General features: G+C 65.9%; 44 protein-coding genes. 43 read left to right on the top strand and 1 reads right to left on the bottom strand.

Features of this window, described 5'->3' with window-relative positions; translation table 11 throughout:
- The first annotated feature begins 13 nt into the window (after positions 1-13).
- From ACT3S3_RS03710 to ACT3S3_RS03515, 40 genes are all read left to right on the top strand, one after another.
- On the top strand, positions 14-958 hold the full coding sequence (locus ACT3S3_RS03710; protein ID WP_444626303.1) for a lambda-exonuclease family protein: 945 nt from the start codon (positions 14-16) through the stop codon (positions 956-958).
- Positions 955-1,899 carry a hypothetical protein gene (locus ACT3S3_RS03705; protein ID WP_444626302.1) on the top strand — a complete coding sequence of 315 codons (945 nt, stop codon included), beginning with the start codon at positions 955-957 and terminating at the stop codon, positions 1,897-1,899. Before ACT3S3_RS03710 ends, ACT3S3_RS03705 begins: the two co-directional genes overlap by 4 nt.
- Positions 1,896-2,285 (top strand): hypothetical protein, encoded by a 390-nt coding sequence (locus tag ACT3S3_RS03700; RefSeq protein ID WP_441582667.1) that lies wholly within the window; start codon positions 1,896-1,898, stop codon positions 2,283-2,285. Before ACT3S3_RS03705 ends, ACT3S3_RS03700 begins: the two co-directional genes overlap by 4 nt.
- An 11-nt stretch (positions 2,286-2,296) precedes the next feature.
- Positions 2,297-3,112 carry a hypothetical protein gene (locus tag ACT3S3_RS03695; RefSeq protein ID WP_444626300.1) on the top strand — a complete coding sequence of 272 codons (816 nt, stop codon included), beginning with the start codon at positions 2,297-2,299 and terminating at the stop codon, positions 3,110-3,112.
- Positions 3,109-3,420: a hypothetical protein gene (locus ACT3S3_RS03690; RefSeq protein WP_444626299.1), complete on the top strand. Its 312-nt coding sequence runs from the start codon at positions 3,109-3,111 to the stop codon at positions 3,418-3,420. The genes ACT3S3_RS03695 and ACT3S3_RS03690 overlap by 4 nt, the downstream gene beginning before the upstream one ends.
- Positions 3,417-3,659: a hypothetical protein gene (locus ACT3S3_RS03685; protein ID WP_444626297.1), complete on the top strand. Its 243-nt coding sequence runs from the start codon at positions 3,417-3,419 to the stop codon at positions 3,657-3,659. Before ACT3S3_RS03690 ends, ACT3S3_RS03685 begins: the two co-directional genes overlap by 4 nt.
- A 119-nt stretch (positions 3,660-3,778) precedes the next feature.
- On the top strand, positions 3,779-4,852 hold the full coding sequence (locus tag ACT3S3_RS03680; RefSeq protein ID WP_444626295.1) for a hypothetical protein: 1,074 nt from the start codon (positions 3,779-3,781) through the stop codon (positions 4,850-4,852).
- A gap of 169 nt (positions 4,853-5,021) precedes the next feature.
- Positions 5,022-5,300 (top strand): hypothetical protein, encoded by a 279-nt coding sequence (locus tag ACT3S3_RS03675; protein WP_441582662.1) that lies wholly within the window; start codon positions 5,022-5,024, stop codon positions 5,298-5,300.
- Positions 5,301-5,376: 76 nt separating this feature from the next.
- Entirely contained in the window at positions 5,377-5,550 is a 174-nt protein-coding gene (locus tag ACT3S3_RS03670; protein WP_444626293.1) for a hypothetical protein, read from the top strand.
- Entirely contained in the window at positions 5,528-5,737 is a 210-nt protein-coding gene (locus ACT3S3_RS03665; RefSeq protein ID WP_444626291.1) for a hypothetical protein, read from the top strand. Before ACT3S3_RS03670 ends, ACT3S3_RS03665 begins: the two co-directional genes overlap by 23 nt.
- Positions 5,738-5,799: 62 nt before the next feature.
- On the top strand, positions 5,800-6,324 hold the full coding sequence (locus ACT3S3_RS03660; RefSeq protein ID WP_444626289.1) for a single-stranded DNA-binding protein: 525 nt from the start codon (positions 5,800-5,802) through the stop codon (positions 6,322-6,324).
- Entirely contained in the window at positions 6,324-6,560 is a 237-nt protein-coding gene (locus tag ACT3S3_RS03655) for a hypothetical protein (RefSeq protein ID WP_444626288.1), read from the top strand. The genes ACT3S3_RS03660 and ACT3S3_RS03655 overlap by 1 nt, the downstream gene beginning before the upstream one ends.
- Positions 6,557-6,745, top strand: a complete 189-nt coding sequence (locus ACT3S3_RS03650; protein ID WP_444626287.1) for a hypothetical protein — start codon at positions 6,557-6,559, stop codon at positions 6,743-6,745. Before ACT3S3_RS03655 ends, ACT3S3_RS03650 begins: the two co-directional genes overlap by 4 nt.
- Positions 6,742-6,897 carry a hypothetical protein gene (locus ACT3S3_RS03645; RefSeq protein WP_444614870.1) on the top strand — a complete coding sequence of 52 codons (156 nt, stop codon included), beginning with the start codon at positions 6,742-6,744 and terminating at the stop codon, positions 6,895-6,897. Before ACT3S3_RS03650 ends, ACT3S3_RS03645 begins: the two co-directional genes overlap by 4 nt.
- Before the next feature lie 105 nt (positions 6,898-7,002).
- Positions 7,003-7,545, top strand: a complete 543-nt coding sequence (locus ACT3S3_RS03640) for a DNA methyltransferase (protein WP_444626285.1) — start codon at positions 7,003-7,005, stop codon at positions 7,543-7,545.
- Between the two features lie 109 nt (positions 7,546-7,654).
- Complete coding sequence (locus tag ACT3S3_RS03635) at positions 7,655-7,945, top strand: hypothetical protein (RefSeq protein ID WP_444614869.1); 291 nt, start codon at positions 7,655-7,657, stop codon at positions 7,943-7,945.
- A 2-nt stretch (positions 7,946-7,947) separates the two neighbouring features.
- Positions 7,948-8,118, top strand: a complete 171-nt coding sequence (locus ACT3S3_RS03630; RefSeq protein ID WP_444626284.1) for a hypothetical protein — start codon at positions 7,948-7,950, stop codon at positions 8,116-8,118.
- A complete protein-coding gene (locus ACT3S3_RS03625; protein WP_444626282.1) occupies positions 8,111-8,503 on the top strand; it encodes a hypothetical protein in 393 nt (130 codons plus the stop codon). The genes ACT3S3_RS03630 and ACT3S3_RS03625 overlap by 8 nt, the downstream gene beginning before the upstream one ends.
- A gap of 28 nt (positions 8,504-8,531) precedes the next feature.
- Complete coding sequence (locus tag ACT3S3_RS03620) at positions 8,532-8,843, top strand: hypothetical protein (RefSeq protein WP_444626280.1); 312 nt, start codon at positions 8,532-8,534, stop codon at positions 8,841-8,843.
- Entirely contained in the window at positions 8,840-9,031 is a 192-nt protein-coding gene (locus ACT3S3_RS03615; RefSeq protein WP_444626278.1) for a hypothetical protein, read from the top strand. The genes ACT3S3_RS03620 and ACT3S3_RS03615 overlap by 4 nt, the downstream gene beginning before the upstream one ends.
- 157 nt (positions 9,032-9,188) lie before the next feature.
- Complete coding sequence (locus tag ACT3S3_RS03610) at positions 9,189-9,617, top strand: hypothetical protein (protein ID WP_444626277.1); 429 nt, start codon at positions 9,189-9,191, stop codon at positions 9,615-9,617.
- A 2-nt stretch (positions 9,618-9,619) separates the two neighbouring features.
- Positions 9,620-9,868 (top strand): hypothetical protein, encoded by a 249-nt coding sequence (locus tag ACT3S3_RS03605; protein ID WP_444626275.1) that lies wholly within the window; start codon positions 9,620-9,622, stop codon positions 9,866-9,868.
- 99 nt (positions 9,869-9,967) lie between these two features.
- Positions 9,968-10,168 carry a hypothetical protein gene (locus tag ACT3S3_RS03600; protein ID WP_444626273.1) on the top strand — a complete coding sequence of 67 codons (201 nt, stop codon included), beginning with the start codon at positions 9,968-9,970 and terminating at the stop codon, positions 10,166-10,168.
- A 136-nt stretch (positions 10,169-10,304) separates the two neighbouring features.
- The gene (locus ACT3S3_RS03595) at positions 10,305-10,670 is read left to right on the top strand and encodes a hypothetical protein (RefSeq protein ID WP_444626271.1); all 366 of its coding nucleotides are present in this window, start codon (positions 10,305-10,307) and stop codon (positions 10,668-10,670) included.
- Complete coding sequence (gene dnaB, locus ACT3S3_RS03590) at positions 10,667-11,989, top strand: replicative DNA helicase (protein WP_444626269.1); 1,323 nt, start codon at positions 10,667-10,669, stop codon at positions 11,987-11,989. Before ACT3S3_RS03595 ends, dnaB begins: the two co-directional genes overlap by 4 nt.
- Before the next feature lie 17 nt (positions 11,990-12,006).
- Complete coding sequence (dnaN, locus tag ACT3S3_RS03585; RefSeq protein WP_444626267.1) at positions 12,007-13,134, top strand: DNA polymerase III subunit beta; 1,128 nt, start codon at positions 12,007-12,009, stop codon at positions 13,132-13,134.
- A 51-nt stretch (positions 13,135-13,185) separates the two neighbouring features.
- Positions 13,186-13,668, top strand: a complete 483-nt coding sequence (locus ACT3S3_RS03580; protein ID WP_444626265.1) for a hypothetical protein — start codon at positions 13,186-13,188, stop codon at positions 13,666-13,668.
- The gene (gene dut, locus ACT3S3_RS03575) at positions 13,665-14,108 is read left to right on the top strand and encodes a dUTP diphosphatase (RefSeq protein WP_441582647.1); all 444 of its coding nucleotides are present in this window, start codon (positions 13,665-13,667) and stop codon (positions 14,106-14,108) included. Before ACT3S3_RS03580 ends, dut begins: the two co-directional genes overlap by 4 nt.
- The gene (locus ACT3S3_RS03570; protein WP_444626264.1) at positions 14,105-14,362 is read left to right on the top strand and encodes a glutaredoxin domain-containing protein; all 258 of its coding nucleotides are present in this window, start codon (positions 14,105-14,107) and stop codon (positions 14,360-14,362) included. The genes dut and ACT3S3_RS03570 overlap by 4 nt, the downstream gene beginning before the upstream one ends.
- Positions 14,359-14,733 (top strand): DUF3310 domain-containing protein, encoded by a 375-nt coding sequence (locus tag ACT3S3_RS03565; RefSeq protein ID WP_444626262.1) that lies wholly within the window; start codon positions 14,359-14,361, stop codon positions 14,731-14,733. The genes ACT3S3_RS03570 and ACT3S3_RS03565 overlap by 4 nt, the downstream gene beginning before the upstream one ends.
- Before the next feature lie 96 nt (positions 14,734-14,829).
- Positions 14,830-15,006: a hypothetical protein gene (locus ACT3S3_RS03560; RefSeq protein ID WP_444626261.1), complete on the top strand. Its 177-nt coding sequence runs from the start codon at positions 14,830-14,832 to the stop codon at positions 15,004-15,006.
- Positions 15,007-15,177: 171 nt separating this feature from the next.
- A complete protein-coding gene (locus tag ACT3S3_RS03555) occupies positions 15,178-15,534 on the top strand; it encodes a hypothetical protein (protein ID WP_444626260.1) in 357 nt (118 codons plus the stop codon).
- The gene (locus ACT3S3_RS03550; protein WP_444626258.1) at positions 15,524-15,805 is read left to right on the top strand and encodes a hypothetical protein; all 282 of its coding nucleotides are present in this window, start codon (positions 15,524-15,526) and stop codon (positions 15,803-15,805) included. Before ACT3S3_RS03555 ends, ACT3S3_RS03550 begins: the two co-directional genes overlap by 11 nt.
- Positions 15,802-16,209, top strand: coding sequence for a hypothetical protein (locus tag ACT3S3_RS03545; RefSeq protein ID WP_444626256.1), 408 nt, complete (start codon positions 15,802-15,804; stop codon positions 16,207-16,209). The genes ACT3S3_RS03550 and ACT3S3_RS03545 overlap by 4 nt, the downstream gene beginning before the upstream one ends.
- Positions 16,210-16,251: 42 nt before the next feature.
- Positions 16,252-16,989: a hypothetical protein gene (locus ACT3S3_RS03540; RefSeq protein ID WP_444626254.1), complete on the top strand. Its 738-nt coding sequence runs from the start codon at positions 16,252-16,254 to the stop codon at positions 16,987-16,989.
- Between the two features lie 141 nt (positions 16,990-17,130).
- Positions 17,131-17,664: a hypothetical protein gene (locus ACT3S3_RS03535; protein ID WP_444626252.1), complete on the top strand. Its 534-nt coding sequence runs from the start codon at positions 17,131-17,133 to the stop codon at positions 17,662-17,664.
- Positions 17,665-17,794: 130 nt separating this feature from the next.
- Positions 17,795-18,163 carry a sigma factor-like helix-turn-helix DNA-binding protein gene (locus tag ACT3S3_RS03530; protein WP_441582639.1) on the top strand — a complete coding sequence of 123 codons (369 nt, stop codon included), beginning with the start codon at positions 17,795-17,797 and terminating at the stop codon, positions 18,161-18,163.
- The gene (locus ACT3S3_RS03525; protein ID WP_444626249.1) at positions 18,163-19,395 is read left to right on the top strand and encodes a PBSX family phage terminase large subunit; all 1,233 of its coding nucleotides are present in this window, start codon (positions 18,163-18,165) and stop codon (positions 19,393-19,395) included. Before ACT3S3_RS03530 ends, ACT3S3_RS03525 begins: the two co-directional genes overlap by 1 nt.
- Positions 19,392-20,969 (top strand): phage portal protein, encoded by a 1,578-nt coding sequence (locus tag ACT3S3_RS03520; protein ID WP_444626247.1) that lies wholly within the window; start codon positions 19,392-19,394, stop codon positions 20,967-20,969. Before ACT3S3_RS03525 ends, ACT3S3_RS03520 begins: the two co-directional genes overlap by 4 nt.
- Positions 20,969-22,222, top strand: a complete 1,254-nt coding sequence (locus tag ACT3S3_RS03515) for a phage minor capsid protein (protein WP_444626245.1) — start codon at positions 20,969-20,971, stop codon at positions 22,220-22,222. The genes ACT3S3_RS03520 and ACT3S3_RS03515 overlap by 1 nt, the downstream gene beginning before the upstream one ends.
- Positions 22,223-22,289: 67 nt before the next feature.
- Here ACT3S3_RS03515 and ACT3S3_RS03510 read toward each other — a convergent pair whose 3' ends face one another.
- Positions 22,290-23,024: a hypothetical protein gene (locus ACT3S3_RS03510; protein ID WP_444626243.1), complete on the bottom strand. Its 735-nt coding sequence runs from the start codon at positions 23,022-23,024 to the stop codon at positions 22,290-22,292.
- A 143-nt stretch (positions 23,025-23,167) separates the two neighbouring features.
- Between ACT3S3_RS03510 and ACT3S3_RS03505 the strand changes: the two genes are divergently transcribed.
- The 3 genes from ACT3S3_RS03505 to ACT3S3_RS03495 all read left to right on the top strand — a co-directional run bounded on the left by ACT3S3_RS03505 (position 23,168) and on the right by ACT3S3_RS03495 (position 26,297).
- Positions 23,168-23,899, top strand: a complete 732-nt coding sequence (locus ACT3S3_RS03505; protein ID WP_444626241.1) for a hypothetical protein — start codon at positions 23,168-23,170, stop codon at positions 23,897-23,899.
- A gap of 7 nt (positions 23,900-23,906) precedes the next feature.
- Positions 23,907-24,824 carry a phage capsid protein gene (locus ACT3S3_RS03500; protein ID WP_444626239.1) on the top strand — a complete coding sequence of 306 codons (918 nt, stop codon included), beginning with the start codon at positions 23,907-23,909 and terminating at the stop codon, positions 24,822-24,824.
- 72 nt (positions 24,825-24,896) lie between these two features.
- Positions 24,897-26,297 carry a hypothetical protein gene (locus tag ACT3S3_RS03495; RefSeq protein WP_444626237.1) on the top strand — a complete coding sequence of 467 codons (1,401 nt, stop codon included), beginning with the start codon at positions 24,897-24,899 and terminating at the stop codon, positions 26,295-26,297.
- Positions 26,298-26,299: the final 2 nt, after the last annotated feature.

Here is a 26,299-nt window from a genome sequence, read left to right as displayed (position 1 = left end):
AGGACACGAGATCATGCACACAGAATCATACCAGCAACAACCGTCGGGGCACATCCTTCCCGGCTCCGACGAGCACCGACGTCTCGTGACCGGCAGCAAGATCAGCGCGATCCTCGGCCTGTCGAAGTTCGAGACCCCTGCCGAGCTCTGGCACCGGATGCGCGGCGATGTGCCCCCGCAGGAATCCACCCCGGCGATGCGCCGCGGCCATAACCAGGAAGACAGCATCCTGTCCTGGTACTTCACGGAGATGCGCCCCGACCTCGAGCAGACCAGCGGCGAGCAGACGTTCACCCGCCCGGACCTTCCGTGGGCCGCGGCGAACCCGGACGCCGTCGCCACCGAGGACGCCCACTCCGTGTTCATCGACGCCAAGTCCATCGCCCGCGACGGCGGCGAGTGGGGCAAGCCGGGCACCGACCAGGTGCCGCTGTACTACGTCACTCAGATGATGTGGGCGATGCACATGACCCACGGTCCCGACGGCATGGGCGTGACGCGCACGTACATCGTCAAGCACGGTCCGTACGTTGACCAGTACGACGAGTACTTCGTGGACTACGACCCCACGCTCGCCGCGAAGATCGAGCAGCGCTGCTACGCCTTCCACCGGTCGCTCGCCGACGAGGACGGCTGCCCGCCGATCACCGACCGCGCCGGCACGCACCGCGTGTTCGCCAAGCTGCACCCGGACATCGTCCCGGACTCCGTGTGGGAGATCTCCCCCACCGTCGCCCGCGACTACCTGGCCGCCCGCGACCGCACGAAGGCCGCCCAGGCCGCCGAGGACGGCGCGAAGGCCCGCATCCTCACCGCGATGGGCACCGCGAAGACCGCGGTGTGCGGCGGGGTGAAGATCGGCTACCGCCGACCCACGAAGAACGGCGTGTCCTTCTACCCGCCGCAACGCCCCGTGGACGTCGCCGACCTCCCCGACGAGCAGGAGGACGCGGCATGAACCACCCCACCCACATACGCCAGCAACAACCCCAGGCGGGCCTGAACCCCGCCGCCCAGAAAGGCACCATGAACACCGAACTCGCCACCACTCACTCGGCCGACGCACTGCAGGAGAAGATGGACTGGTCCAAGGCCATGTCCTCCGGCACCCTCATCCCACAGCAGTACCGGCAGAACCCGGGCAACCTCCTGTTCGCCGCCGAGTACGCCGACAACCTCGGCATCGGCCGCATCCACGTCCTCACCTCCATCGCCGTCATCAACGGCCGCCCCTCCCCCTCCGCAGACCTCATGGCCGCGATGGTCCGCGCCCACGGCCACCGCCTCCGCGTCTGGGGTGACGACACCGAAGCGCACGCCGAGATCGTCCGCTCCGACGACCCTGACTTCACGTTCCGCGCCAACTGGGACGAGGCGAAGGCCCGCAAGGCCGGCCTGTGGGGCAACAAGGGCCCGTGGACGAACTACCCGGCCGCGATGCTCCGCGCCCGCGCCATCAGCGAGGTCGTCCGCATGGGCGCCCAGGACGTCATGGCCGGCGGTATCTACACCCCGGAGGAGCTCGGCGCGACGGTGAACGCCGAGGGTGAGGTGTTGGACGCCGGCCCGCAGCTCCAGCAGGCGCCGCGCCGTGAGGATCCTGCACCGGTGCGGTCGGAGTCTCCGGCGCAGTCCGCCGCGGACAGGCTCGGTAGCGCCCTTGGCGCCAGCCCGGCCGACGCCAAGACGGTGGAGGAATGGGCCGCCCTCGTCGACGCCGCGCAGACCCAGGACGAGCTCACCGCCTTGTCCCGCGACGCGCAGAAGAACCCCGCCTGGCAGGCGCAGATCAAGGCCAGGTTCACCACCCGGAAGAACCAGATCGCCGAGCAGGAAGCGATCGCCTCCCAGGTCGAAGACGTCGACGGCGAAATCGTCCAGGACGGAGACGCAGCATGACCGACAACCCGATCGACACCGCGACCAGCAGGGCTATTCGGGCTGACCGTTTCCAGCAAGTCCTCTACTCAACCCGGAAGATCCTGGAGGTCACCGAGAGCGAACTCGACGCCGTCACCGACACGCTGAAGGAGACCCGCGACCAGCTCCGCGACGCCGCCTACAAGCAGCACATGGCCGAGAACCGGGAAGCGATGTTCCGCAAGGACGTCGACCGGCTCGAAGTCGTCATCGACACCCACGAGAAGGAGGATGCGCAGGCGATCGACCTGCTGCGTAAGGCCCGCCAGACCATCGGCATCAACCCCGACGGAGCCCGCAACCTCATCGACCAGGCCGCCAACATCCTCAACCCGCCGAAGACCGACACTCCCGCACCGTTCTGAAAGGAGGATCCATGACTGCCACTCTCGACCCGCTGACCGCGCTGCAACAACCCATGTGCCGGCACGGCCGGTGCACCCGCCTCCCCCACCCCCACGCCGGCGGACTCTGCACCGCCCACGCCTACCCCGCCGGGGCCCTCCGCCACTACGTCGACGCCGCACCCGTAGCAGCACACATCCACGCCCTCAACGCCCCCGCCACCACCATCGCCCAAGCCGCCGGCGTATCCCACCAGGCCATCTACAACATCCGCGGCGGAGCAAGCCCCCGGGCCAAAGCCACCGTCGCCGAAGCCATCCTCGCCGTCACCCACGACGACCTCCCCGCCATCGGATACCGCCCCGCATGGCCCGCAGCACGCCGCATCCAGGCCCTCCGCGCCGCCGGCTGGCGACTCGACGAGCTCGCCGACCACACCGGCGTGCACAAGGAATCCCTCAGCGACATCAGCAAGAACCTCCCCGACCGCATCTTCGCCACCACAGACCAGGCCATCCGCCGCTGCTACCGGACACTCGGCCCCGCCATCAAACGCCCCGCCGTCTGGTCCGTCGCCCGACAGGGATGGCCCCTCCCCGCCGAATGGGACAACCCCGACAACCCCAACGAGAACCCCGCCATCAGCCGCGTCGCCTACGACAAGGACTACCTCCCCGTCCTCAACTACATCATCAACCACCACGGCGACCGGGCCGCCGCCGCCCGCGCACTCGGCACACACCAATCCACCATCTACCGCATCGCCGACGGCGAACGCACCCCCTCCCCCGACGTCCGCCAGAAACTCGCCGAACACTACATCCACCTCCACGGAGCCGCAGCATGAACCACCAACCCCTCGACAACTGCCTCGCCGCCGAAACCCGCGCCGGCCGTACCTGGGCCGACCGCGCCGAAGAAGCCATGGCCACGCTCGAACGACAGGGCACACCATTCACCGCCGACGACCTGCGTGACCTCATCGGCCCCGACCATGAACCGCACCACCCCAACGCCATCGGCGGCCTGTTCAACGCCCACCACCGCGCCGGCCTCATCCGCCAGGTCGGCTGGCACAACAGCACAGCACACAAGCGCAACGGCGGCAGCCACCGCCAGTGGATCGGCACCCACGCCGCGGAGGCCGGACAGTGACAACGACGAAGCGCAAGGCCATCAGCTTCGAAGTCCCCGTCAACACCTACGCGGACGTCGACATCGACATCGCAGACATGATCGAGATCCTAGAAGAGAACGGCTACTCCGTCATCGGCCCCGACCTTGCCGGCGACATCCCCGGCGGAATCTCCGGCGAAATCACAACCGAGATGCACGCCGCCAAAGACCCCAAAGTGAAACTCGCCTACCAATGGGTCCTCGACCTCCTCAAGTAGCCAATGACCACCCCGCACAACAACCGCGCCCCCACCTGAACCACCCGGCCTGACCCCACCGAAACGGGGTCAAACCCCTACCCCCAAAAACCTTGCACGCAAACAATGCAGGAGGCCCCATGAGCGACTACGCCGCCATCTACAGAAACATCTGGGACGACCCCCAATTCCTCAACCTCTCCACCCACGCCCAACTCCTCTACCTCACCGCCACCAGCCACCCCACCCTCAGCTACGCCGGCGTCCTCGACTGGCGCCCAAGCCGCCTCGCAGCCCTCTCCCCAACCTGGACGCCCGACGCCATCCGCACCGTCGCAGACGAACTCGAAGCCGCACTCTTCCTCATCATCGACCACGACACCGAAGAAGCCCTCGTACGCAGCTACCACCGCAACGACAACGCCATGAAACAACGCAACCTCGGTGTCACCATCAGCCGCGACATCACCCGCGTCGCATCACCCCACATCAAGAACTGCATCAGCGCCGAGTTGTGGCGCCTCCACGACGACCACCCCGAACTCAAAGGCTTCGAAGCAGCCCCACTCCGCGAATTCATGGACCGCCGCCCCGCACCAGTCGCCCCCAACCACCCTTTTGACCCCACCAATCAGGGTGCCAATGACCCTCCCATTCACCCCAGCGATGACCCCAGGATTGACCCTAGGATTCAGGGTGCGATTGACCCTCAAATCCTAGAAAATGAGGGTGCCATTGACCCTAGCCGTGGGTGTAGCAACGGGGGTAGCCCTACACCAAGCACCTACACCAAGCACCCACACCAGAGTGGTTACGGTGAGTGGGAACGTTCACTGGGCGCAGACGCGAGCCCGAGCGAGCCCCCGGAGGATGATTCCCCGGATTCGGCGGACGCTTCGCGCCGCCCGGCTGGGGCGGTCGAGGATCCTGCGGATGCTCGGTGTGTGGCGCATCGTGGTGTGCCGGCGGGTGAGGTTCCGCCGTGTGGTGGGTGTGCGACCGTCCGTCGGCGGGCTGAGGGGGCGGCCGTAATCGCGTCAGGACGGGCCTCTGAGCGTCGTTCGGCCGCTGTTGGGGGGTGCGCCTTGTGCGACGAGTCTGGATGGGCTGAGGCGGCCGATGGCGGCGTTTTCCGCTGTGGGCACGATGCTGGGTCGGCGGAGCGTGCCGGGTGGCCGGGCGGTGAGGTGATCCCGATCCGGGAGGTGGGCTAGGCCCCGCGCAAACGTTGCGTGCAAGGTTCCGGGCCCCTGGTTTTTCGTCACCCCCGTGCACAGTTCACGGCATTGTTTGCCAGTCACGCTTGCATGGTAATGCACGTTGCGCTAGCATCGTGGGTATCGCACCGGCGCTGCAACGCCGACGACCACAAGGAGACAGATCATGCACAAGCAACAACACCCGGATGACGACCCGGACTACGGCCTCGTCATCCGCACTCGCCCCACAGTGTGCGAGTGCAACAGCATCCCCGTCGGGGAAGGCGACGAGCGCCTCATCCCCAACCCGGAGTGCCCTCGCTGCGACTACGACCCGCGGTTCCTCGCCGAGGAGTGGGACGCGATCGACCAGGAGTACGGGCTGCGCCGCACCGACGACGGTGAGTGGATTCCCGCCGACGAGTGGGACGAAGAGACCGCGATGCGCAAGGAGGTGGCCTGATGGACCACACGCCAACCTGGGCCGACATCTACCGCCTCGAGCACACAGACGACGTGGCATGGGAGGACGGCATCGGATGAACACCATCGACCGCGCCGCCGCGCCCCTCATCATCCTGTTCTTTGTCTTCGCCCTCGGCTTCATCTACGCCACCGCACACTCGATCGCCGGGCCCACTGGCCTCACCGCTGCCCTCGCCGCCACCGCCTTCTACGTCTGGGGACGCTATGTTCACCGCCCATCGCACTGACGCGAACATCCGCGCCGACCTCGCCGACGAAGTCGACCGGTTCATCGACCGCATCGACAACCTCACCCGCGAACTCCACAACGTTGGCGAAGCCGGCCGGCCGCGTGACCTGATGATCCGCCGACTGCGCACCAGCGTCGCCGGCCAGGTCGACCACCTCTACAACAGCCGCGAACCCCGCAACTAACCCCCGGTTCGTATCCGCGGGGAAGCGGGTACGAGCCCACCATCACACAGGAGAAACACACCATGGCCCAGGGAGACACCCCCGTAACCATCGTCGGCAACCTCGTCGCTGACATCGAACTTCGCTACACCCCGTCCGGCGCCGCCGTCGCCAACGGCCGCGTCGCCTCCACACCCCGCCGCTACGACTCACAGTCCAACCAGTGGGTCGACGGAGACGCCCTGTTCCTCACCTTCAACATCTGGAAGCAGGCCGCCGAGAACATCGCCAACAGCCTCTCGAAGGGTGACCGGGTGATCGTCACCGGCCGGCTGCGCCAACGCTCGTTCGAGACCCGCGAGGGCGAGAAGCGCACCGTCTTCGAGGTCGAGGCCGACGAAGTCGGCCCCTCGTTGAAGTACGCCACGGCCCAGGTGACGAAGACGCCGCGCCAGGGCGGCGGGAACTACGGCGGCGGGCAGCAGGGCGGCGGCTACAACCAGCAGCCCCAGAGCAACGCCGGCGGCAGCTTCGGCGGGCGCGCACAGCCCGACAACGACCCGTGGTCCGGCGGCCAGGGCAACAACCAGGAGGAGCCCCCGTTCTGATGACCGACCAGCTCCCGCCCCGCGCACTCACCCACACCCAGAAACGCACCCGTCGCCGCGACGACCGATTCAAGACCCAGCTCGAAGACGGTGCGTGGCACGCGTGGCCCACCCGCGTGAAACCCACAACCGCCGGCAACCTCGCGTGGCGCATCAACAAAGGCCAGCGCCTCGGCGACGGCTACGAAGCCCACGTCCGCCAAGGCACCCTCTACGTCCGACAGGAACAACAATGAGCGACAACATCACTGCGGAGCAGGCGAGGAACATCCTCGACGCAAACATTCGTCGCGTTGACTACCTCACCGTGCACCGCGCCCTCGAAACCGTCATCGCCCAGGCCGCCGAGATCGAGCGGCTGAAGACGGCGCTGACTGACCACCTCCGACAGGAGGCTGATGGGTGGGTCGACGCGGCATGAACCACTTGGCCATCCGCTGCATCGACTGTGGCGAGCCCCTGGACGATCAGCTCGCCGTCCACCCGATGTGCACCCCGTGCTGCAAGGTCGCCGTTCACCTCCTCGGCGACGTCGACACCCGCATCCGCGCACTCGAAGGAGACACCGCATGACCCCCTACTACCAAGATGACCTGGTCACCCTGTACAACGCCGACAGCCTGGCACGCCCCGAGTTGTGGCGGGGGGGGTGCGCTCATCAGCGATCCTCCGTACGGAATGAGCTTCGTATCCAACTCCAGTAAGTACGGCTCCACCGACCCGATCGCCGGCGACGATACCCCGGACGCCCGCGACCGGATGCTCGACATCTGGCTCGATGGTGACCCCGACCGCCCGGCACTGGTGTTCGGCACCTGGCGGGTACCCCGTCCGAAGTGCCGAAATGTCCTCGCCTGGCTCAAAGGCAACAGCCCCGGCATGGGCGACTTGTCCTGCCCCTGGGGCCACGCCTGGGAGGAGGTCTACATCATCGGCAAGGGCTTCACCGGCGGACGGGTACCGAACCACCTCACCGTCCCCGTGCAGTCCGCCAGCGACAAGACCCGCCCTGACCACCCGACGCCGAAGCCAGTCGCACTCATGGAGCGGCTGATCGAGAAGTGCCCGCCGGAGTGGCTGATAGTCGACCCGTTCGCCGGGTCGGGCGCCACGCTCCGGGCGGCGAAGAACCTCGGACGCCGTGCGATCGGCGTCGAGCTGGAGGAGAAGTACTGCCGCATCACCGCTGACCGCCTCGCACAGGAAGCGCTATTCGCATGACCCCATTCCGTCCCCAGCCCGTCCGACGCCTGTCGTGGCGCTCTCGCGCCGCCCGCTGGCTCGTCGGCTGGCACATCCCCCGCACCCACCACCAGACAAGGACATTCCCATGACCATCACCGACTTCGTCCTGATCGCCCTGGTGTGGGCCGTCGTCGGCCTCGCCGTCGCAGTGTGGCGACTCCGCCGGGACGTGCGCGACCTCATCGCCACCTGTGGGTACCTCGTGGACGACTACATCGACCGGCGGACCACCGAGCACCCCGCGCCGCCACTGGTGATCAAGGACGCCACCAGCGACCTCCCCGTCCCGGACGTCGACGACCACCCGGACGCGCCAGACACACCAACCACACCCACCTACCGGCCCGTGCCGCCGGAGTTCCCCGAATGGAGATGACCATGACCGACTCGCACAACTTCCAGAACGCGCCCCTGAAGGGGATGAACTGGGACGAGTATGAGGTGCCCGACGGCTACGTTGACGTGACCTTCCGGCTCCCCGAAACCGGACTCGGATTCCACGGGCGCATGACCGCAGACATCACCATCAAGGAGGCCCCCAATGCCTGACCAGACCCCCGTGACCATCGACGACCGCAATGCGCACGCCTGGGCTGACCGTATCCTCGACCCCAGCACGGTGACCACACCCGACGAACTGCCCGCAGCTCGTGCTATCCGTGCTCATGTCCCCGCCCCGCCTGCGACCCTCGCCGACGAACTGCGGTACCGCGCCACGCTGCTTTATAACGGCGACCCTGATGGAGACTCGGCAGCGGTAATCAGCGCCCTCGCTGATCGTGTGGAAGCCGTCGAGAAGGAACGCGACGAGCACGTGCGTGACTACCGGGTGGTACGAAACCAGCGCGACGAGGCCCGCGCCGAGGTGGAGCGGCTGACCAGCGGGCGAACTGTTAGGGAATCCCGAACAGTTGACCTGCCCGACCCCGCATGACCGCCGCGCACCACGAAAGGAACCAGGAATGAGCAACGTCACCCGCGCCACGCTCGTCATCAACGAGACCTACGCCGACGAGTACGTGAAGATGCACATGACCCCGCCGAAGGTAGCTGCTGCTCTGGATGACGCAGGCTGCCTCGCCCCCACCCCACAGATCATCCGCACCGTGGAGGAACTGGAAGCCCTCGACCCGGACACACTTGTACTGGACTCCGCCGGGTACACCGTGCGCTACGGCTCGAACCTCAGCAAGTGGGACCTGCCTCTCGCACTTATCCGTGAGGGTGCCGAGGTCCGCGCCTGCCGGGAAGCACTCGAAGGAGGCGCGGAGTGAGCTTCTGCGGGCCGAAGTTCCTCCGCAACCGAGCCAACCGCGCCGCACAGTCAGCTACCGCCGAGTGGCTATTCCGCATCGTGTTCGTCGGCGGCGTGTACATCCACATCGGAAAGCAGGGCAACCACTCCGAGGCCCGAAGCCTTGCCCCTGAGATCAAAGACCTACTCGAAGGAGAGACGACGTGATCCTCACCCTCACCCTCGGCTACACCCTCGCCGCTGCCTATATCATCACCGCAGCAAACACCGCCGGACTCACCACACTCGCCGACGAGTAACACCCGGGGGTACCCATTCGAACACCCGCCCCCACCACGTCCAACAACACCGATACATTAAACCCATGAACACCACCCCAAACAACCGTCGCGCCGAATACGAGCTCAACCTCATCCGACTAACCGCCGAACTCTCTTTCGCAACCGCAGACGAACGCGACCAGATCCAGCAGCAAATCGACCACGCAAAAAACGCCTACTTCGGACACCACCGCCACGAGCTTCCGGCAAAGACCCGGTCAACGTTCACCCGACCCGTCACCACACCGAAGAAACCCCAGAAGCGGCAGAAACCACCGAAGATGACCATCAGCCTGTCCGACATCGTTGCACGACCCGTCAACACCAGAAAACAGGAAAAAGAAGCCGCCCAAGACATGCGCGATGTTCTCAACGAAACAAGCTGCAACCCGTACAAGACCAACGACCGCAAGGATGACATGCGATACCAGACTCACGGCATCCGGAACCATCGAGCGAAGAAGAGATTCTGACCATGACCTCCATCATCCTGCTCGCCCTGGGCATCGTCATCGGCGTGCCGTTGGGCGCTTTGTGGTGCGCTCGCCGGCGCGACCAGGCGCCCATCGAACTCCCGCCGCACGAGCACCTGTGGGACGCGTGGGAACTGTACGAAAAGCAGCCCGTCTACAAGGGTGACGGTCGGCCCGTGTACTTCGACATGGTGCAGCACCGCACCTGCCACACCTGCGGATTCGCCGAATACCACACCGACAGGCTATGAACACCTGTTCGAAGGTGGAGCGCCCATGTCCACCCCGGCCGATAAGATACCCCCAGGCGTACCACCAGGCACGCCACACCAACCAGCATTGGAGTATGCATGAAAATTAAGATGGACAAGCAGGGCATGAAAAAGCTCGAGAAGACTACCGGGGAGAAGCTGAGCGATGGTCTTCCCACTGGAGAAAACCCGAAGGAGACGGCAGCAGCCCGAGAGAAGCACCTTAAGGCCAATGGGGTTGCCAAGGTGAACCGGCGAGCCCTGCGAAAGCAGACCGAGGAAGCGCACAAGAGCAAGTAGCTCACCCCCTAGCCCCTGGGCTCCGGCCCGGGGGCTTCTCCACACCCCCGAATGCACGTCCTACTAGCATCAAATGCTAGTGTCGACAGCAATGCGAGCCCGCTGCAACGGGCGCCACATCAACCAGAGGACCAACATGCAACCAGAGCACATCATGGAGCTCAGCTTCACCAAACCCCCACTCACCATGAACGACCGCCGCGGATGGCGAACCACCGCCCGCATCACCAAAGAACTCCGCCGCGAAGCCTGGATTCGCGCCAAAGCCACCCGCATCGGCCCCCAGGACCACATCACCGTCACCCTGCACTACCAAGCGCCCGACCGTCGCCGCCGCGACGCTGGCAACCTCATGCCCACCCACAAAGCCCTCGTCGACGGGCTCGTCGACGCCGGCATCGTCCCCGACGACACACCCCAGTACGTCAACGAGAGGATGCCCATCATTCACCCCCCGGCCGCCGGGCAGCCCGCGAAATGCTGGCTGGTGATCGCCCCATGACCACCGACACCCCACTGCCCCACGCCACCGACTCCGAGCGGGCCATGCTCGGCGGCATGATGATGGACAAGGACGCCATCTCCATCGCCGTCGAAACCGCGCAGCCGGCCGACTGCTTCCGCCCCGCACACCGCATGATCTACCAGGTCATCATCGACGCGTGGGCCCAAGGCACCGACCTCGACCCCATCGTCGTCTCCCACGAGCTCGAGGTTCGCGGCCAGCTCGACCAGGCCGGCGGCGCCCCCTACCTGTTCGAGTTGGTCCAGGCCACGCCCACGTCCGCGAACCTCGAATACCACGCCCGCCGAGTCGCCGACACCGCCCTGTCCCGCCGGCTCATCACCGCCGCCACCCGCATCAACCAGGTCGCCCACAGCACCGACCCCGACCACGCCGTCGACATGGCCCAGCAGGAACTCGCCGCAGTCTCCCGCCCCACCACCAACGCCGCCGCGCACATCGGCGAAGTGCTGCCCACCATGATGGACGAGCTCGACGCCATCGCCAACGGCACGCCCACAGGCGGCCAGCCCACCCCCACCGGCTTCAGCGACCTCGACGACCTCACCAACGGCGGCCTACGCCCCGGACAGATGATCATCGTCGCCGCCCGCCCCGGCGTCGGCAAGTCGACCCTCGGCGTCGACATCATCCGCGAAACCGCCATCCGCCAAGGCAAAGCCGCCGTCATCTTCTCCCTCGAAATGTCGAAGATGGAAGTCGCCCAACGCATCATCTCCGCCGAAGCCCAAGTACCCCTGTCGAAGATGCGCGGCGGCAAGCTCACCGACCAGGAATGGACGAAACTCGGCGGCGCCTGCGACACCGTCAACACCGCCCCCATCTACATCGACGACGCCGCCAACCTCACCATGATGGAGATCCGCGCCAAAACCCGCCGCCTCGCACAGCAGAACGACCTCGGCCTCATCGTCGTCGACTATCTCCAGCTCCTGTCAAGCGGCCGGAAGGTCGAATCCCGGCAGCAGGAAGTCTCCGAGTTCTCCCGCCAGCTCAAACTCCTCGCCAAGGAAGTCGGCGTGCCCCTCATCGCCATCTCCCAGCTCAACCGAGGCGTCGAAACCCGCGGCGACGACGCCCTCCCCCGCGTCTCCGACCTCCGCGAGTCCGGATCCCTCGAGCAGGACGCCGACATCGTCGCCCTGATCCACCGCCCCGACGCAAAAAACCCCGACCACGAACGCGCCGGCGAAGCCGACATCATCATCGCCAAGCACCGCGGCGGGCCCATCGGCACCGTCACCGTCGCCAACCGCCTCGCCGTCTCCCGCTTCGACAACTTCAGCCGCCGATAGACAAGGACCCCCGGATCATGAAGACCTGCTTCAACAAGACCACCCTCGCCAACGCCGCCGACCTGGTCAAGCCCGCCCTCCCCGCCCGGCCCACGAATCCCATCCTCCGCGGACTGCGCGTCGCCGTCGCCGACGACCGCGCCACCCTCACCGCCTTCGACCAGTCCACCCAGATCACCACCACCATCCCCTGCGAGCACGATGACAGCATCGCCCCCGAGGACGGCACCATCCTCGTCGCCGGCCGCACGTTCGCCGACATCATCCACCGCCTCCCGAACAAGCCCGTCATCCTCACCGCCACGAGCTCCGCCGTGCAGATCACCTGCGGCCGCACCAAGATCGAGCTCCCCGCCATGACGCTCGACGACTACCCGACACTCGCTAACGCCCCCGCACCGGTCGGGACGATGAGCGGCCACGACCTCACCCGCGCCATCAGCTCCGTTGCCACCGCATCCACCCGTGACGACACCCTCCCCATGCTCACCGGCGTCAAGCTCACTTCCGCCGACGGGCAGCTCACCCTCGCCGCCACCGACCGATTCCGCCTCCACATCCACCACCTCGCATGGGTCGGCCAGGACATCAACCTCCTCCTCCCCGCCCGCGGACTCCTCGATGCCGCACGCATCATCGGCTCCCAGCCCTGCACCATCCTCCACGACGGCACCCGCTTCGGCTTCACCATCGGCCCCACCACCATCACCACCCGCCTCATCGACTCCGACTACCCCAAGGTCGGATCACTCCTCCCCCGCACGTGCACCACCGCCGCCCGCGTCGGCCGCCAGGCGCTCACCGACGCCGTCAAGCGCGTCGCCATCATCGGCGGCGGAGACCAGCCCATCCGCCTCGAGTTCAGCCACGGCGAAGTCACCATCAGCGCCCAGTCCGACGGCACCGGCTCCACCTCCGACGTCATCGACTGCGGCCTCCACGGCGCCCCCATCACCATCGCCATGCACCCCACCTACCTCACCGACGCGCTCGCATCCGTCGGCGACGACAACGTCGTCTTCGCCCTAAACGAGTCCAAGGCGATCGCCATCTACCCCGACACTCAGATCGAGGAGGCTGCGGAGATGCCGACCCCCAGCACCGACCGGATGTCGCTGGTGATGCCCGTCCGCCTCCCCGGTTAACCCTGCCCGGCAATGCAAGTGTCACGCGCATTTCGTGCTAGTGTGACGTGCATGGGGACACCACTGTGCGCAGGGCAACGCGCCTACACCGACCCCGACCACCCCGGGGCCGCCGACGCCATCGCCGCCTGCCATCACTGCCCCCTGATCCGTACCTGCGCCGCCGACGCCCTCCGGGCCGGCGACTCGTTGGACGGGTCCATGCGAGCCCCCGCCACCGGGGTGATTGCTGCCGGCGTCATCTGCACCGGCGACCCTCACACCGCAAAGCAGCTCGCAGCCATTGCCCACGTCCCCGCCCCGCAGCCCAGGGCCCGCCGCACCCGCATGCGACGCCCCGACAACTGCATCGGCTGCGGCAGGCCGATGACCGTCCGCCCCCGCGGCTCGGATGTGCATCTCACCCCGGACATCGTCACGCACTGCGCACACGGCTACTGCCGCGACTGCGACAAGCAGCGGCGACGCTCCGGGGAGATCACACCGACCCGCACCCACACCCGCGACCTACTGGAAAGAGCATCCGCAGCATGAGAATCCCCATCACCCTAGACCCCGGCGCACTGCCGCCACGACAAGCCACACCCGGTGCTGCAGCCCACGACCTCCACGCCCTCACCGACGCAACGATCCTCCCCGGCCGGGTCGCGAAGATCCGCACCGGCGTGCGCCTCGGGCTCGAATACCCCCAGTACGCCTACGTCTTGTCCCGCTCCGGCATGGCGTCCGGTGGCGTGTGGGTCGCCAACGCCCCCGGCCTGATCGACGCGGACTACCGCGGCGAGATCTGCGTGCTGCTGTACAACTCCACAAACTACAAGTACCAGGTGGGCGCGGGGGACCGGGTGGCCCAGTTGCAGCTCCCCCGGTGTCTTTCCCCCGAGTTCGACGTCGTCGACGAGCTCGACGACACCGTCCGCGGCGACCGCGGTTTCGGCTCCACCGGCGCCGGGCAGGCGGTGCAGGTCTCATGAGCTACCACGCCACCGTGTACAGCCGCCCAGGCTGCCAGAAGTGCAAGTACACCGAACGACGCCTCGACAAGATCGGCGTCACCGTAGACACCCTCATGATCGACGACCACCCCGACAAGATCACCCTCATGCAGACCCAAGGCTGGTCCGCCCTCCCCCTCGTCGAACTCACCGCCCCCAACGGCGAAGTTATGCGCTGGCACGACCTCTCCACCGCCGACCTCGACGCCACCAAGGCACTGGTGAACGCATGACCGACCACATCAACCCCGGCCACTACAAGCAGCATCCGGCGTTCGGTATCGAGTGCTACGAGCTGACGAGGTTCATGGACTTCACCGCCGGCAACGCCGTGAAGTACCTCTGGCGTTCCGGCCGCAAGGGTGACCGGCTGGAAGACCTCCGCAAGGCGTACTGGTACCTCGAGCATCTGCCGGCGCCGAACATCAGCATCATCCCGCAGCAGTTGGTCGACGTGCTGGCCGCGCAGGCCCGCCTGTATCTCGAAGACCGGGAATCCGACGTCGAATGGCTGACAGTCGCCGCGATCCTCCACCTCATCCTCGACGACCGCGAAACCGCCAAGGACATGGTGCAGACCGCCATCCAGAGAGTGAGCCACTGATGGACGACCTGGAGCGCTGCAAGCGCGATCACCCGTCCAACTGGGCCCGCGAGCACGCCGAATTCGAACGGCTCATGCGGCAGATGGAGAACGACAGTGAGGGATAGCCGATGGGCCGCCGCCCTGTGGCTGACCGCCCTGATCAGCGTCATCGCCGCCACCCTCGCCTACGGCACAAGCATCTACGGCCCCATCGCGTTCCTCACGGCCGCCGCCATGATGGCCGCCGCCGCATGGTACGAGCTCGCCAGCAGGATCGACGATGAGCATTGACCGCACCGCCTGCCCCACCCCGCACAAGCTCGCGCACCCCACCCCGTGGCAAGCCGACGCCGCACTAGGCAAAGCCTGGCGCCGCGGACGAGGCACCCACCTCCCCTGCCGCGCCTACCGCTGCCGCTGCGGCGCATGGCACCTCACCAGCCAACCACTAAGGACAACGACATGAAGTTCGAAGACCGCCTCGCCCGCGCCATCGACGAGGCGATCCGCGGCCGGCTCGACGGGCCCGCGCACGACACCGGCCGGATCAGCACCGAACGGCTCGCCGCCGTCCTCGTCGGAACCGGTTCCGTAGCCGACCCCGCCGCCCACCGGGCGGATCTGCAGGCCATCGCCGCCCGCCAGGACCGCGAAGCCACCGCATGGCGCGACGAATACTGCACCACCGACGGCCCTCCCAACGAGCAGCGGGCGGACTTCATCGCCGGCATCACCGGCCCCGATCCCGCATGGGAGGGCGACATCACCACCTGGCGCCGCCGCGTCACCGACTGGAAGGAAATCCACCGTGCACAGTGACCCTCCCGCCCCCGGAAGTCGTGAGTACGACATCATCCGGACCCTGCTTTCCGTCGAGTCCAAAGGCGCAATGCACGGAGATGACCTCCAGGCAATGCTCGACCACGACATCGACATCCTCACCCAGCTCACCTACCTGAACAACGGCCTCGACAAGCAAGGCGTGATCCAGAAGATGAGCCTGGGGAACGTCACCAGCTGCGAGTTTCACCTCGCCCTCTTCAACTGGGCAAGGAACCTCACACCGCCCACCCCAGGAGACCCCGAATGAGTACCAAGACATGCTCCGTCTGCAAGATTGAGAAGCCCGTCGACCAGTTCCATCGCAACAAGGGCAAGGCCGACGGCCTCCAGTCCAGGTGCAAGCTCTGCCGCGCCACCAACCAGAAGCGCGACACCCGGCCACGCGCCCTCCGGCCGGGCTACCCCACCCCGGCGGACAACGCGCCCACCGTCCTCGACCGCACCGGACAAGGCCCCTGGATCTGGCACGTTCGCGGCCGATACCTCGTCACCACCATCAAACTGCGGCCCCGCAACGCCGGCTACCAGGAGACGAAGCGTTGCCAGACCGTCGGCGACTACCCCACGATGGACGACGCCATCAAGGGCGCCAGGATGCGCCGACTCGGGGTCGCACACTTCCGGCAGAACGCACGCGCACGGATGACCTGAGGCGTTCGTAAAATGTCCTAGGTGTGAACTATGCTTTCAGCTATGTCAACGGACCACGAAGCATCTTCCCCCCTTTCGCAAATACTCGAGCAATACAGCAGTAGGGCCATCTTCAAAGAAGCAATCGAGCCCCTTACAGTTCGGGCAGCTGTCCAATCGATGATGCGGGATGTCACCGGAGCCAGTAGAACAGCCGAGATAATCCGTCAGAGCATGATCCCTAGGATGCCGGTGATTAGAATGCCAGACATCCACATTGTAGGGAGCTTAGCTCGAGAGCATCTGGAGGACATTGCAGCGCTCCAAACTTTCGCGAAGGGTCAGGCAGAGTTGATGGCCCCGATTGCGTCGGCGCTCGCCGAATCTATTCAGGCTCAAATTAATCCGACGATGCTCCGAGACTATGCGGAGATATCCAGAGCTCTTTCCAGTGTCGGGAGGATCGATTTTTCTAGATTCTCCCAAATAGTGGAAAGCGATGACGGCGTACAAGAAGTCGTTGATGCTATCGAAGCCGATGATGACCGTCGAGAAGCGATCATTGAGTTCTTCATCTTGGCACGAAGCCAACTAATCAGAGCCGGGGTATCCGTACCGGCGCAGGCATCAGTAGTGCTCGGTCTTATGCTTCTCTTTGTCTACCTGGACCTAACCCACAATCCATTATCGGGATCTATTGGAGGAGGGGCGGGGCTATTAGGAGATAGGGTAATTGACGCCCAAACAAAGAAGAGGGAAGAGATAATAGGTATGCGCGAACAGGAAGGTGAATTTGAGTAGGCCCCTCCCCGTCCCACAGGGGCGTGTTTCTTCTGTTTCAATTGCGCACCGTAAAGTCGCTTCCAGTCAGTCCATATCCTGATACCAGGATAACAGTCCCGGCCACCTGAACACCCGCTCCCCCGTGCGATCCTCCGGGGCATGACCAGCGCTCGCATCACCCAGCTCAAGTTCTATCCCGGCAACGCTCGCCGGGGCGACATCGACCTCATCGCCGACAGTCTGCGTGTCAACGGGCAGTACAAGCCCGTGGTCGTCAACAAGGGCACCCACGCCCCGGACCTCGCGGGCACGATCCTCGCTGGCAACCACACCGTCATGGCCGCCCAGCGACTCGGGTGGTCCCATGTCGACACTCACTACGTCGACGTTGACGAGACCGCCGCCAAGCGCATCGTCCTGGTCGACAACCGGGCGAACGACCAAGCCACCTACGAACTCGAGGAGCTCGCCACACTGGTCGGCGACATCGGCAACCTCGACGGCACCGGATTCACCCAAGATGACCTCGACGCCATGCTCGAAGCACTCGACAACACCACCGACGACCTCCTGGAGGAAGGCGACGGCGGGGACGCGCCGGAGGGGTACGACCTCACCGTCGAGTGCGAATCCGCGAACCAGCGCGACACCCTGAAGGCGAAACTGATCTCCGAAGGGTTCACCGTCTCCTAACCGACCCACCCGAACACCCGGCTAGTTCTGTCACAGTGACGGCCTGCAACGCACCGCCCCAGGAGGGCAAGTCCAGGCCCAGGAGGTCACCGTGGGATTCGCACACCAAGACACCCAGCAAGTCCAGATCATGAAGCGAGCCGAGAAGACCTACAGTCTCCGCCTCGCCGGCTTCACCTACCGCCAGATCGGCGACAAGCTCAACATCGGCATCGACACCGTCCGCAAGGACATAGACCGTATGAAGGTCGAGTACCCGGAGACCACGGCCCGGGACCTCGTCGCCGAACAACGCGCCAAGCTCGTCGAGATGATGAAGCCCCAGTACCTCAAGGCGGCCGGTGGCGACCGGAAGGCCGCGGAGCTGATGCTGAAGATGATGGACCACGAGGCGAAGCTGTTCCGCCTGTACGAGCAGGACCAAGACAACGGGCAGCAGGGCGTCGCCGATGCGTTCATGGCTATGGGGGCGGCTATCCGGGAAGCACGAGGCCAGTAGTGCCATTGTCCGAAAAGCAGCTCGATGCCTACGCCGGGTCCACAGAGTTCGTCAACATCTGGGACGGTGCCGTGCGATCCGGGAAGACGTTCGCGTGGATCATGCTGATGTTGGAAGAAATCGCCCAGTTCACCAAGAAGGACAACAAGCCCGGCGGAGCACTCCTCATCGTCGGCAAAAACCGCGATTCGATCTACCGCAACGTGTTCGAGCCAATCGAGACCGTCGACGAACTCGAACTCGTAAGACCGTTCGTGAAATACCGGCAGGGCGCCGCCACAGCACGGATCTTCGGGCAGCGGGTTCACGTCATCGGCGCAAACGACGCAGGCAGCGAGTCTCGCATTCGCGGCATGACTGCAGCACGAGCATGGGCCGACGAGCTGACCGTGCTGCATCCCTCGTTCTTCAACCAGCTCATGAACCGTCTGTCGGCCCCTGGGGCCAAGATGTATGCCACCACCAACCCGGATTCGCCGGGGCACTGGTTGAAGAAAGAGTACCTAGACAATCTTGACGATCTGCCGTGGTCGTACCACCACTTCACAATGGCGGACAACCCCGCACTGACGGAAACGTACAAGGAGAACATGCGCCGCAGCTACACGGGCCTGTGGTACAAGCGGTTCATCCTCGGCCTGTGGGTGTCGGCGGAGGGCGCGATCTACGACATGTGGGACGAGGACCGCATGGTCGTGGACCCGCAGGACATTCCCCCAATCGAGCGGGTGCTGTCGCTGGGAATCGACTACGGCACCACACACCCCACCGCCGGGCAGCTGCTCGGCCTCGGCACCGACGGCCGCCTGTACGTCATCGACGAGTGGCACCCGACCCGCGCCACCGACGGCGCCCTATCCGCAGACCTCACCCGGTGGCTCACCCAGCACCCGGACCCGGAGTGGGTGTACGTCGACCCCGCCGCCGCATCGTTCCGCCTGCAGCTCTTCGAGGACGGGTACCGGAAGCTCAGGCCCGCCGACAACCACGTCATCGACGGGATCCGCACCGTCGCCACCCTCCTCGACACCGGGGCCCTGCGCATATCGTCCACCTGCACGGGGCTGATCAAAGAGCTTCCCGGCTACCGATGGGACGACAAGGCAGCCGAGAAGGGCGATGAGAAGCCCATCAAGGAAAACGACGACTACACGGACGCCCTGCGTTACGCCGTGATGAGCAGCCGTTGGGCGTGGTCCAGGCTGATCGACCGACAGGAGACCCCGGCATGACACTCCCCGCAGACGACACGGCGTGGCCCCCGGCCCCGTGGGCCCCGTTGCACGACATGGTGGCGGATGCCGCTGTGTGGTGGGAGGGCGACACGCGGAAGCTGCAGGGCCACTACGCTGCCGGCGGCTCCCCGACGCCGCGCCCGTCGCAGTTCGCCGGCGGGATCGTCGGCGCGACCAGTCGCCTGTTCTGGGGGAAGCCGCAGACCCCGGGGCAGCCGCAGCGGAAACTACACCTCCCCCTCGCGGCCGACATCGCGAACCTATCCGCGAACCTCATGTTCGAGACCCCGCCGCAGGTCCACCTCGCCCAGAAGGGCAAGGACGCCGACGGTGAGCCGATCCGCGCCGGCAACGACCGGGCCCAAGAGCGCCTGGATCTGCTCGTCAACAACGACGAAACCGCGGAACGCCTGCTGGTCGCCGCCGAGTCCTCCGCCGCACTGGGCGGCGTGTACGGCCGCGTCATGTGGGACACCAACCTGCAGCCCGAGCCGTGGATCGACTGGGTCGACACCGACTCCGCGATCCCCGAATGGAAGTACGGCAAGCTCGCCGCCGTCACCTTTGTCGAGGGCCTGCCGGCCATCGACAAGAAGTTCGTCCACCGCCTGCTGTCCCGCCACTCCCCAGGCCGCATCGAGTACGCCCTGTTCGAGGGCAAAGACGACAACCTCGGCCAACGTGTCCCCCTCGCCGAGCACCCGTCGACCGAAGGCCTCGCGGGCATCGTCGACGCAGAGTCCGGCATCCAGACCGGCACGCAGCGCATGACCGCGGTGTACGTCGCCAACGTCCGCCCCGTCGTCGGCTTCCGCAAGGACGGCCAGCTAAAGCAGATGGGCCGGCCGGACATTCCGGCCGACTCCTACGGCCTGCTCGACATGCTCGACGAGGTGTGGACCGACCTCCGTCGAGAAATCCGCACCGCGAAGTCCCGCATCGTCGTCACCGAGTCCATGCTCGACATCGGCAAGCCCGGGCAGGGCGCCGAGTTCGACATGGACCGGGAGATCTACAGCGCGGTCGGTGACACCCCCGAGGGGATGAGCCCGGAGTTCTACCAGCCGAACATCCGCGTCGCCGCGTACGCCCAGGTGTGCGAAATGATCATCCGCGAGATCCTCCGCCGCGCCAACGTCAGCTCCCTCACCTTCGGGCTCGACAGTGCCGGCGGGTCAGGCAACGTCACCGCACGCGAAATCGAAGCCAACTCGAGGGCCACCCTGCAGACGTTCAAGGCGAAGTCCCGCTACTGGCGGGCCAGGATCGGTGCACTCTCCGCCGCGCTCGTCGAAGTCGACGCGCACCTCAACCACACCGGTGCCGTCCTCGAGGAGGCCCCGGAGGTGGACATCACCCCGCCGGTGCAGGAAACCGATCTGGACCGTGCACAAACTCTGCAGGCGTTGGACTCCGCGCAGGCGATCAGCACCGACCAGAAGATCCGCTACCTCCGCCCCGACTGGGACGAGAAGCGCATCGACCGCGAGATCGACACCATCCTGCGCGAGAAGGGCATGCCGGCTGGTGACCCGTTCGGTGAGGCCGGGCCGGATGAGCCGGTGATGTAGTGGCCCTCGACCCGCAGGACACCGAAGGTCTCGAAGAAGAGACCGTGACCGCGTGGAGTGTCGCCGAGGATGTGATGATCGGCGTCATGGCCGCCGCGGCCATGCGCGCTGCTCGGAAACCGAATGTGCGGGTGGCGGCGCAGCAGGAGTGGGCGCGGACCGTAAACCCGCGGGTCACGGCCACCGCCTCCGGCCTGGTGGCTGACACCCCGGCGATGGTGGAACGTGCAACAGAGCAGGCCGCAATCCGCGGGGCAGAGGCGGCCGCGCAGGAAGCGGCAACAGTTCGCCCGGCCGCACCCCGTCACCGTGCGACGCTGCCGGGGTCAGGTACGCGCACTTCCACTGGGGGCGGCACCACTGCCGCCCCGTCCGGCACGTCACCGTCTCGACGTACCACACGGCCGATGACGCTGCCCCGCACCCAACCACAAGTGCCCGGAGGAACAACCCCGCCACCCGTGCGCCCCCGGAAAGCGGCCGCCGAAGCCACCGGACGGGCCCTCGACAAGGCTGCCCGACAAGTCCCCCGCAACGCCAAGTCAGCGTGGGACCGCATCATCAACGACGCCGTGAACAAGACCGTCGCCGGCGAACTCACCATCGAGCAGGCCATGCAGCAAGCCATGGACCAGGCAGCCAAGGAAGGCATCGGCTTCTACCGCGACAATGCCGGCCGCAAGTGGGGGCTTGACACCTACAGCGAGATGGCGATCCGCACTGGCACCAACCAGGCCCTCCGCGACGCCCACGCCGCCGAGCTGCTGGCCCAGGGCATCGACCTGGTCATCGTGTCCTCCCACGCCAACCCTGCGCCCCAGTGCGCCCCGTACGAACAGAAAGTCCTGAGCTTGACCGGGGAGCACCCGAACGGCCGGCAGACCATCGACGGACAGTCCGTCACGGTCACCGCATCGGTGGCGGAAGCTGTGGCGAACGGACTTGAACATCCGAATTGTAGGCATGTTTACACTGCTTACTTGCCTGGCTTCACCGAACCCCTCCCCGTCGCCGACGACCCCGACCACGAGGGCTACAAGGCCACCCAGCAGCAGCGCTACTACGAGCGCGAGATCCGCCGCTCACAACGCATGGAGGCCGCTGCCACCACCCCGGAAGCCCGGGCGAAGGCCGCTGCCCGGCACCGCGCCTACGAAGCGAAACTCGCCGCGCACCGACGACAGTGGGATCTCCCCCGACGCCGGCACCGGGAGAAACTACGCCAACCCGGAAACCCCATGCCGCAGGTGTAGGCGCCCCGGTACGAGACGAAGCGCCGCTTCAACAGGTGAAACGGCGCTAGATCGAGTCGGGTGGTTGCTACTCGACAAGCTCCCAGTTCCCACAGTTCTGCGACTTGAAGGCAGCGTCTGTCGGATCAATGGTCACGATGGAGTTCCCGCCCCTATTGAAGTCGTTCGTGATGCGATCAGCGCTGGTACCGGAGAACCCGGACAGTCGCTCCCAATAGCAGGTTTCACTGTCGTTGCGGTAGGTTCCCGGTTCGATGTCCGTACCTACGACGTGAGTGCCGTCAGAGAATGAGGTCGACGGACCATCTGATTCTTCCTCAGAGTCAGAGCTGTGGAACGTTCCGACGGGAATGTCCACAACCTCCTTGGTTGAGCCGAAAGCGTCGGACAGGTCTTCACAGTCCGATTCTGAGTCCGGGCCGACGCAGACGACTGCCCACGCATCATCCCACGTGACCGCCATATCCCAGTCCATGTCGGCCGCAACTGCTCCGACTCTGGCATCCCGAGAAGCGAGAGTTCCGAGGCTGACCATGTAGTTGCTGTCAGAGTACCCATTCACGCAGGTTGCGTTGTATGTGTCGTCCGGTTCGACCCCCAGGTCATCGCAGGTCTTCCCTGCGGCGATGAGACCGTCAGTCATTTCAGTAGCGGTTGACCAGTCAGCGGGGTCGGTCGATCCGACCGGCTGAGGCGTGGTCGTCGTGGTCGCTTCTTCTACTTCGGTGTCCCCGCCGCAGGCGGCGAGCGCGAGTGTGGCGAGTGCGGCGATGGCGGCCGCAGATAGTTTCTTGAACGTCATTAGCTAAGCATATGTGACCGTCCTATGGCTCACAGAATCATGCAAGGAACTAGCCCGAATCCTGACACCGCCTACCTCGTGTGACACTCCCCTTGTCCCCGCCGTCCGGTGGGGTGTAGTGACGATGAACAGGGGAAACTCTCGTGTCCGACACGACAGCAACGTCCGAAGCCGCGGCCACCGAGGTGACTGAGCAGCCCGCCGACACCGGCGACCAGGCCACTCAGGTCACTCCCGGTGACGTTGCGGCACGGTCCGGCCAGGAGCCGACCGCGGACAACGGCCAGGAGCCAACCACCGACCAGACCACCGACACCGAACTGCCCGACTGGGTGCGCGACAAGCTCGCCAAGGCCAACGCTGAGGCCGCAAAGTACCGCACCCGCGCCAAGGACGCCGAGTCCGCTAAGGACAGCGAACTCGACGCTCTCAAGAAGCAGATCGGCAAGTCCCTCGGACTGGTCGAAGACGACACGACCGACCCCGACAAGCTGATCCAGGCCGCCACGGCGGAACGCGACAGCATGGCCCAGAAGCTGCAGGAATACCAGCAGAAGGACGCCATCACCTCCGCTGCCAGCGGCAAGACCAGCGACGTCTCCCTGCTCACCGCACTACTCCAGTCCGACAAGGCATTCGCCGAGCTGGACACCTCCGCCGACGACTACAGCGCCCAGGTGGCCGACCTGGTCGAAGCGAAGATCACCGCCCACCCCGCACTAAAGGCCCAGGCGGCCGCATCCGGGGTCGACACCTCCACCACCAACACCGGCAGCAACAAGCAGATCACCGAAGCGGACCTCGCCAACATGAGCTCGCAGGAGATCTACGACGCCAACAAGGCCGGCAAGCTCAACCACCTCTACGGAAAGTAGGTAACCCATGAGCGTCGCATCGTTCATCCCCAAGGTCTGGGCATCTGCCCTCGACGTCCCGTTCCAGAAGGCACTGGTATACGCGGACCCGACGATCGCATCCACCGAGTTCCAGCCCTTGCTGCAGAACTCCGGTGACTCCGTCGAGATCAACGACATCGGCTCCGCCACGATCAAGGAGCACGACCGCACCCAGGACCTCGAGTACGACGACCTGGACACCACCAGCAAGTCCCTGGTCATCGATCAGGAGGACTACTACGGCTTCCGCGTCAACGACGTCGACAAGCTGCAGGCTGCCGGTGACTTCCAGTCCGCCGCCACGGAGCAGCACGCCATCGGCATGGCTGACAAGGTCGACACCTACCTGGCCGCCGAACTGCGAGCGAACGCTGGCACGAAGATCGGCACCCTCGACGTGTTCAACGGCCAGGACTTCTACCGCCCCGGCACCGACCAGAAGACCGCGTGGGACGTCATCCGCCGCATCGTCAAGGAACTCAACAAGGTCTCCGCTCCGTCGCTGAACCGTTGGGCTGTCGTCGGCCCGGACTTCGCCGACGCCCTGCTCGGCGACCGTCGCGTCAACGAGGTCGATAAGGCGGGCACCGACAGTGTCGTCCGCTCTGGTCTGATCGCTGAGATCCCTCACCTGGGCATCAGCATCAAGACCTCCAACAACGTTCCGACCACAGCGGGCCGCGAGGTCGTCACCGCCGGTGTCCCCGGGGCCCTGCAGTTCGCGTCGCAGCTCCGCACCCTGGAGGCGTTCCGTGACCCGAACCGCTTCGGCGACATCGTCCGTGGCCTGCAGGTCTACGGCGCCAAGGTCGTCCGTCCGAAGGGCGTGGTCTCGGTCGAGACCAACGTCGGCGACGGCGTCCTCGGTGGCTCCACCGGTGGGGGCGCGGAGGGAAACGCCTAGGCGGGGCACTGCCCCTCCGCCTGGGGTAGTCAACCCCGCCTGATCCCCTCCCCCCCCCGACCAGGAGGTCTTGTGACCACTTCCCGCTCTGACATCATCGTGGCTTACGGCGACTCGCAGACTGCCCAGTTCGCGTGGGGCAATCGCCTCGTGGAGCTGTCCGAGGGGCGCATTGTCCGGGCGATCAACCGCGGCAACAGCGGCCAGTCGTCCGGCACCGTAGGCGTGCGCCAGGGCGGAGTGGTTCTCACCCTGACCGAGTCGGTGACCATCACGGGCACCGACCCGGTCGACGTCGGCTTCCAGGCGTCCATCGTGCCGTGCAACCAGCGCACCCCGGGGATACCGGGTGAGCTGGGCGGCATCCGCGGGGTGTTCAAGATCGCCGCGTCCGGCAGCTCGAAGGGCGCACCGACCGGCACATTCACCGCCGACAACGCCCCTGCCGAGACGGTAGCGGTACAGGCGGGCGCCGAGTTCGTCGCCGAGGACGTAATCGACCATCCCGAGTACGGCGAGTACCTGCACATCATCTGGGCTGGTGGCAATGATCGCGCCTACAACGGCGCCGGCGCCCCCGTCGGAACCGTACTGGCCGCGCAGGCCCAGGTCGACCGACTCAAGACATTCGTCGACGAGCCTCGCTATCTGGTCCTCGGCCCGACGGTCTACTCCGGCGAATACGAGGGATCGAACGGTCACCTTCGGGCGACCCAGGCACGCGACCAGCTCGCCGCCGCGTTCCCCAACCACTTCGTCAACGCATGGGAGCACATCCGCGACAACGGCCTCACCATCATGGGCATCGAGCCCACCGAGGACGACCAGGCCGCACTCGACGGCAAGTCCATGCCACCCAGCTTGACCAGCGATAACATTCACTTCTCTACGGACACCCGCGAGCAGGTCATCGCACCGCTCCTGCTCTCCGAGCTGGATGCCCGCGGGTGGCTGTCCGAATCCTCTGAGGGAGGAACCACCATGGTGACCACACCACTGAACAAGAAGACCGGCGACACCTGGGACGAGGCCGCGTGCGCGACCATCGACGCGAACTTCGAAGCACTGGACTCCGGCAAGGCTGACGCCGAGTCTGTCACCGCCCTGTCCCGAGAGCTGGACGAGAAGGCCACCACCGACGCGGTCAACGCCGCTGTCGACGGCAAGCTCGACCGGGTCTCCGGCAACAACAGGGTCTACAACAATGGCCCGTCGGGCGAGCCGACGTCGCTTTTGTACACCGCGGCGGCTACCGCGTCCACGATCATGCAGCGCGGCCCCGGCGGCCGGACCAACGTGGGCGACCCGGAAAGCGACGGCAACGCCACTCACAAGGGATACGTGGACAAGGCTATCGCCGATGCGGTGGATGCAGTCTCGGTTCCCGATGTGTCCGGTCTCGCTACGCAGGCGGACCTTGATGAGGCTCTGGCCCGCATTGCCGCCCTCGAGGCTGCGGGTGGCGGCGAGTAGGC

Origin of the sequence: Corynebacterium sp. AOP40-4SA-5, from assembly GCF_052377355.1 — a bacterium.
Taxonomy (GTDB): domain Bacteria; phylum Actinomycetota; class Actinomycetes; order Mycobacteriales; family Mycobacteriaceae; genus Corynebacterium.
The sequence above is the reverse complement of the archived record's forward strand: the minus strand, read 5'-3'. Positions and strand labels throughout refer to the sequence as shown.